Origin of the sequence: Alloalcanivorax profundimaris (assembly GCF_015265435.1) — a bacterium.
Taxonomy (GTDB): domain Bacteria; phylum Pseudomonadota; class Gammaproteobacteria; order Pseudomonadales; family Alcanivoracaceae; genus Alloalcanivorax; species Alloalcanivorax profundimaris.
In genome coordinates this window covers 1-6,283 of the sequence record NZ_JABJWH010000027.1, presented here as the reverse complement: position 1 = coordinate 6,283, position 6,283 = coordinate 1, and the positions used below count along the sequence as shown (strand labels likewise).

The 6,283-nt window shown below is 65.1% G+C and carries 4 protein-coding genes; 3 read left to right on the top strand and 1 reads right to left on the bottom strand.

The window, feature by feature from the left end; translation table 11 throughout:
* Positions 1-108 precede the first annotated feature (108 nt).
* On the bottom strand, positions 109-1,455 hold the full coding sequence (gene xseA / locus HMJ39_RS13810) for an exodeoxyribonuclease VII large subunit (protein ID WP_194297768.1): 1,347 nt from the start codon (positions 1,453-1,455) through the stop codon (positions 109-111).
* 435 nt (positions 1,456-1,890) lie between these two features.
* Between xseA and guaB the strand changes: the two genes are divergently transcribed.
* The 3 genes from guaB to HMJ39_RS13795 form a co-directional block, all read left to right on the top strand.
* Complete coding sequence (gene guaB, locus HMJ39_RS13805; RefSeq protein WP_194297767.1) at positions 1,891-3,360, top strand: IMP dehydrogenase; 1,470 nt, start codon at positions 1,891-1,893, stop codon at positions 3,358-3,360.
* Between the two features lie 169 nt (positions 3,361-3,529).
* Positions 3,530-5,101: a glutamine-hydrolyzing GMP synthase gene (gene guaA / locus HMJ39_RS13800; protein ID WP_194297766.1), complete on the top strand. Its 1,572-nt coding sequence runs from the start codon at positions 3,530-3,532 to the stop codon at positions 5,099-5,101.
* 111 nt (positions 5,102-5,212) lie between these two features.
* A partial coding sequence (locus HMJ39_RS13795; protein ID WP_194297765.1) for an IS91-like element ISCR2 family transposase occupies positions 5,213-6,283 on the top strand: 1,071 nt, incomplete at its 3' end.

Genomic DNA, 6,283 nt, shown 5'->3' with positions numbered 1-6,283 from the left:
GAAGACCGATACCCCGTTCGATTCGGCCCGCCTTTTTCAAACCGCTGGCCTGCAAAACGCTTGACCGCGAACAGGGTATCTACAGTGGGGGGGGGGCTCCGCGCCGGCTTACTCCGGGGGTTTAACGCGGGTGACGGTAGCTTCGAAGGAGCCCTTGGCCAGCCGCGTCTCCACGGTCTGGCCCTCCTGGAGGCTCTCCACCGAGCGCAGCGGCTCGCCATCCACCAGCGTCAGCGAATAGCCCCGGTCCAGGGTGGCCAGGGGGCTGGCGGTATTCAGCCGGTGGCCCAGACCACTCAGCCGCTGGGCCAGATGGCGCTGTTGATGGGTGAGCGGCACCGGCAGCCGCCGCCGCAACTCCGCCAGCCGCTGGGCCTGCCGCGTCACCTGCTGGGCCGGCGACTGCTGGCGCAACCGCACATCCAGCGGCCGCCAGCGGCTCAGCAGTAACGCCAGCCGCTGGCGCAGGGCCCGGGCCAGCCGCGCCTGCTGCTCATCCACCAGCTGCCGGGTCTGCTCCAACTGCCGCTCCGGATGGCGCGCCTGCAGCCGCCGGGTCAGGCCCTCCAGCCGCTGGCGCTGGGCGCGCAGGGCCAGGCCCATGAACTGCCGCTGGCGCCGCGCCAGCACCGACAGCCGCGACAGCAACGTCTCGCCGTCCGGGCTGATCAGCTCCGCCGCCGCCGACGGCGTCGGCGCGCGCACATCCGCCGCGAAATCGGTGAGCGCCACGTCCACCTCGTGGCCCACGGCGCTCACCACCGGCACCGGGCTGGACGCCACCGCCCGCACCAGGGCTTCGTCGTTGAACGCCCACAGATCCTCCAGACTGCCGCCGCCCCGGCCGATCACCAGCACGTCGCAATCGCCCCGGGCGGTGGCCCGCTCCAGGGCCGCGCGGATTTGCGCCGGCGCCTCGGCGCCCTGCACCGGGGTGGGGAAAATCAGCACCGGAATCGACGGCGCCCGCCGCTTGAGCACATGCAGAATATCGCGAATCGCCGCCCCGCTGGGGCTGGTGATTACCCCGATTTGCCGGGGCCAGGCGGGAAGTGGGCGCTTACGTTCCTGGGCGAACAGCCCCTCGGCTTCCATCTTGGCCTTGAGCGCATCGAACTGGGCCCGCAGGGCGCCTTCACCCGCCTCTTCCATGTGCTCGACGATGATCTGGAAACCACCCCGGGGCACATACAGGGTAATGCGTGCCCGCACCAGCACCTGCTGGCCGTCCCGGGGCTGGAACCGTAGCCGGCTGTTACGGTTTCGAAACATGGCCCCACTAACCTGGGCCCGCTCGTCCTTGAGGCTGAAGTAGATGTGCCCGGAGCGGGGCCGCGCCAGATTGGACAGCTCCCCCTGAAGCCAGATCAAGGGGAAGCTGCCCTCCAGCAGGCCCTGGGCCTCCAGGTTCAAGCGGCTGACGGAATACGGTTGGCTGCGCGATGATGGGTCCATGGCGCGCAATGTAGCGATTTATGGCCTTGCCGGCCAGAAATCGCGATGCAGGGTGAAGGATTCAGGATACAGGCGCGCGGGGTGGGCCGTGCTTGAACGCCAGGCCGTGCCCGCGCATGTCTTGGGCACATGCCCTCACCCCATGGCTTTTTCGCGACCATGGCCTCTCCGATACGAGGGCCCCATCCGCGCCTGTATCCTGCATCCTTCACCCTGCATCGGCCGCTGAAAGCGGCCACCGAGCCACCTGCTGGCGATGCATTTCGATTGCCGGGAGGGGTTAATTTACGGTATATTATCCGGCTTAATTTAACGGAGCCCCTGGTTCGCCCTCGCGCCGGCTCCTCCCCGCCCGACCCGGCTTCCCGGCCGGCGACAGCCCGGCGCTCCGGGGTCCAGACTCCCCCAGTTTCTCTCTGTGCCTAGGGGTGCAAAATGCTCAGAATCGCGCAAGAAGCACTGACGTTCGACGACGTTCTGCTCCTGCCCGCCCACTCCGATGTGCTGCCCAACGAGGTCTCGCTCAAGACGCGCCTGACGCGCAATATCGAGCTGAACATCCCCCTGATCTCGGCGGCCATGGACACCGTCACCGAACACCGCCTGGCCATCACCATGGCCCAGGAAGGCGGCATTGGCATTCTGCACAAGAGCATGCCGGTGGAAGACCAGGCCCGGCAGGTGCGCGCGGTCAAGAAATTCGAATCCGGCGTGGTCAAGGACCCGATCACCATCAGCCCCAACGCCACCGTCCGTGAGCTGATCAACCTCACCGACACCAACAACATCTCCGGCGTGCCGGTGGTGGAAGGCGAGCAGGTGGTGGGCATCGTCACCAGCCGCGACACCCGCTTCATCACCGACTACGACCAGCACGTGGCCGACATCATGACCGGCCGCGAACGCCTGGTGACGGTGGGCGAGGGCGCCGACGCCAGCGAAGTGCAGGCCCTGCTGCACAAGCATCGCATCGAGAAGATTCTGGTGGTCAATGAATCCGGCGCCCTGCGCGGCATGATCACCGTCAAGGACATCGAAAAAGCCACCCGTTACCCCAACGCCTGCAAGGACGCCCAGGGCCGCCTGCGCGTGGGCGCCGCCGTGGGCACCGGCGGCGGCACCGAGGAGCGCGTGGCGGCGCTGGTGGAAGCCGGCGTCGACGTGATCGTGGTGGACACCGCCCACGGCCACTCCCAGGGCGTGCTCAATCGCGTCGCCTGGGTCAAGAAACACTTCCCCGAAGTGGACGTGATCGGCGGCAACATCGCCACCGCCGAAGCCGCCAAGGCGCTCGTTGAAGCCGGCGCCGACGGCGTGAAAGTCGGCATCGGCCCCGGCTCCATCTGCACCACCCGCATCGTCGCCGGCATCGGCGTGCCGCAGATCACCGCCGTCTCCGAAGTGGCCGCGGCACTCAAGGACTCCGGCGTGCCGCTGATCTCCGACGGCGGCATCCGCTTCTCTGGCGACATCGCCAAGGCCGTCGCCGCCGGCGCCCACGCCATCATGATCGGCTCCCTGCTGGCCGGCACCGAGGAAGCCCCCGGCGAAGTGGAACTGTTCCAGGGCGGCTACTACAAAGCCTACCGGGGCATGGGCTCCCTGGGCGCCATGTCCGGCAAAACCGGCTCCTCGGACCGCTACTTCCAGGACGCCGCCGCCGGCATCGAGAAGCTGGTGCCCGAAGGCATCGAAGGCCGCGTGCCCTACAAAGGCCCGATGAGCGCCATCGTTCACCAGCTGATGGGCGGCCTGCGCGCCTCCATGGGTTACACCGGCTGCGCCAGCGTCGAAGAAATGCGCACCAAGCCGTACTTCGTGAAGGTCACCAACGCGGGCATGAAAGAATCCCACGTCCACGACGTGACCATCACCAAGGAAGCACCGAACTACCCCGTGGGGTGAGCCCACGGGAGCCGGACGCTTGACGCCGGACGCCAGACGCAGAAAATCGGACGAGCCAAGGCTCGCCCGATTTTTGTTTTTAAAGCGTCCAGCATCCGGCGTCAGGCGTCCAGCGTCACAACAACCGGCGTCCGGCGTCCAGCGTCCGGCGTCCAGCGGAAATTAAGCCATGCAAGACATTCACGCCCAGCGCATCCTGATCCTCGACTTCGGCTCCCAGTACACCCAGCTGATCGCCCGCCGCGTCCGCGAAATCGGCGTCTACTGCGAAATCCGCGCCTTCGACGCCACCGCCGAGGACATCGCCGAGTTCGACCCCAAAGGCATCATCCTCTCCGGCGGCCCGGAATCCGTCACCGCCGCCGAGACCCCGCGGGCCCCGCAAGCGGTGTTCGAACAGGGCGTGCCGGTACTGGGCATCTGCTACGGCATGCAAACCATGGCCGAGCAACTGGGCGGCTCCGTGGTCGCCGGTGAAAAACACGAATTCGGCTACGCCCGCGTCGCGAAATCCGAGGGCAGCAACCTGCTTAACGGCATCATCGACCACGAAGAAGCCGGCACCGAATACCTGGACGTATGGATGAGCCACGGCGACCGAGTCGGCTCCACCCCCGAAGGCTTCGTCGTCACCGCCACCACCGACAGCTGCCCCATCGCCGGCATGGCCAACGACGACAAACGCTTCTACGGCATCCAGTTCCACCCGGAAGTCACCCACACCCTCCAAGGCGGCCGCATCCTCGAACGCTTCGTCCGCGAAATCTGCGCCTGTGACGCCCTCTGGACCCCGGCCAAGATCATCGACGACGCCATCGCCACCATCCAGGAACAGGTCGGCACCGACGAAGTCATCCTCGGCCTCTCCGGCGGCGTGGACTCCTCCGTGGTCGCCGCGCTCCTGCACAAAGCCATCGGTGACCAGCTCACCTGCGTCTTCGTCGACAACGGCCTCCTCCGCCACGGCGAAGGCGACCAGGTCATGGAAATGTTCGCCGAACACATGGGTGTCCGCGTCATCCGCGTCGACGCCGAAGACCACTTCCTCTCCCGGCTCGCCGGCGAAGCCGACCCGGAGAAAAAGCGCAAAATCATCGGCAACACCTTCATCGACATCTTCGACGCCGAAGCCGCCAAACTGAAAAACGCCAACTGGCTCGCCCAAGGCACTATCTATCCGGACGTAATCGAATCCGCCGCCTCCAAAACCGGCGGCGCCCACGTGATCAAATCCCACCACAACGTTGGCGGCCTCCCCGAGCACATGAAACTCAAGCTCGTCGAACCCCTGCGCGAACTCTTCAAAGACGAAGTGCGTAAAATCGGCCTCGAACTCGGCCTCCCCTACGACATGGTCTACCGCCACCCCTTCCCCGGCCCCGGCCTGGGCGTGCGCATCCTCGGCGAAGTCAAAAAGGAATACGCCGACACCCTCCGCCTCGCGGACCACATCTTCATCGAAGAACTCAAAGCCGACGGCCTCTACCACAAAACCAGCCAGGCCTTCGCCGTCTTCCTCCCGGTCAAATCCGTCGGCGTCGTCGGCGACGCCCGCCGCTACGAATACGTAGTAGCGCTGCGCGCCGTCGAGACCATCGACTTCATGACCGCCCGCTGGGCGCACTTGCCCTACGAATTCCTGGAGAAGGTCTCCAGCCGGATCATTAATGAGATCCCCGGGATTAGCAGGGTGACGTATGACATCTCGTCCAAGCCGCCGGCTACGATTGAGTGGGAGTGACGGGCACTGGCTGGCAATGTCTAGCAACGGCAGGCATTTCGGCTGAGGGTAAAAGAACTTTCCGCTAAGCGATAGACTGTATGTAAACACAGTATTGCAAGGACGCGGAACATGCCTCATGTGGCGGCCAGGACGGCCAGCCGGGATCGGGATACTGGTCGTTACCAGAGCCACCGACCCGAGCAAACCCTTCTCTATCAGATCGTTGACGAGTATTACCCGGCATTCGCTGCGCTTATGGCAGAGCAGGGAAAGGAATTGCCGGGCTATGTGCAACGGGAATTTGAAGAATTTCTCCAATGCGGGCGGCTGGAGCATGGCTTTCTACGGGTTCGCTGCGAGTCTTGCCACGCCGAGCACCTGGTCGCTTTCAGCTGTAAGCGTCGCGGTTTCTGCCCGAGCTGTGGGGCGCGGCGGATGGCCGAAAGTGCCGCCTTGCTGGTTGATGAAGTACTGCCTGAACAACCCATGCGTCAGTGGGTGTTGAGTTTCCCGTTTCAGCTGCGTTTCCTGTTTGCCAGCCGGCCCGAGATCATGGGGCGGGTGCTGGGCATCGTTTACCGCGTCATTGCCACGCACCTGGTCAAGAAAGCGGGCCATACCCACCAAGTGGCCAAGACGGGCGCGGTCACCCTGATCCAGCGTTTTGGATCGGCGCTCAATCTGAATGTTCACTTCCACATGCTGTTTCTCGACGGTGTGTATGTCGAGCAATCCCACGGCTCAGCGCGTTTCCGCTGGGTCAAGGCGCCGACCAGCCCAGAGCTCACCCAGCTGACGCACACCATCGCCCACCGGGTGGGTCGCTATCTGGAACGGCAAGGCCTGCTGGAACGGGATGTCGAAAACAGCTATCTGGCCTCGGATGCGGTGGATGACGACCCGATGACACCCCTGCTGGGGCACTCGATCACTTACCGTATCGCTGTCGGTTCACAGGCGGGGCGAAAGGTGTTCACTTTGCAAACTCTGCCGACCAGTGGTGATCCGTTCGGTGACGGGATTGGCAAGGTAGCCGGGTTCAGCCTGCACGCCGGCGTGGCGGCCAGGGCCGATGAACGCAAGAAGCTCGAACGGCTGTGCCGGTACATCAGCCGCCCGGCGGTATCCGAGAAGCGGCTGTCGTTAACACGAGGCGGCAACGTGCGCTACCAGCTCAAGACGCCGTACCGGGACGGCACC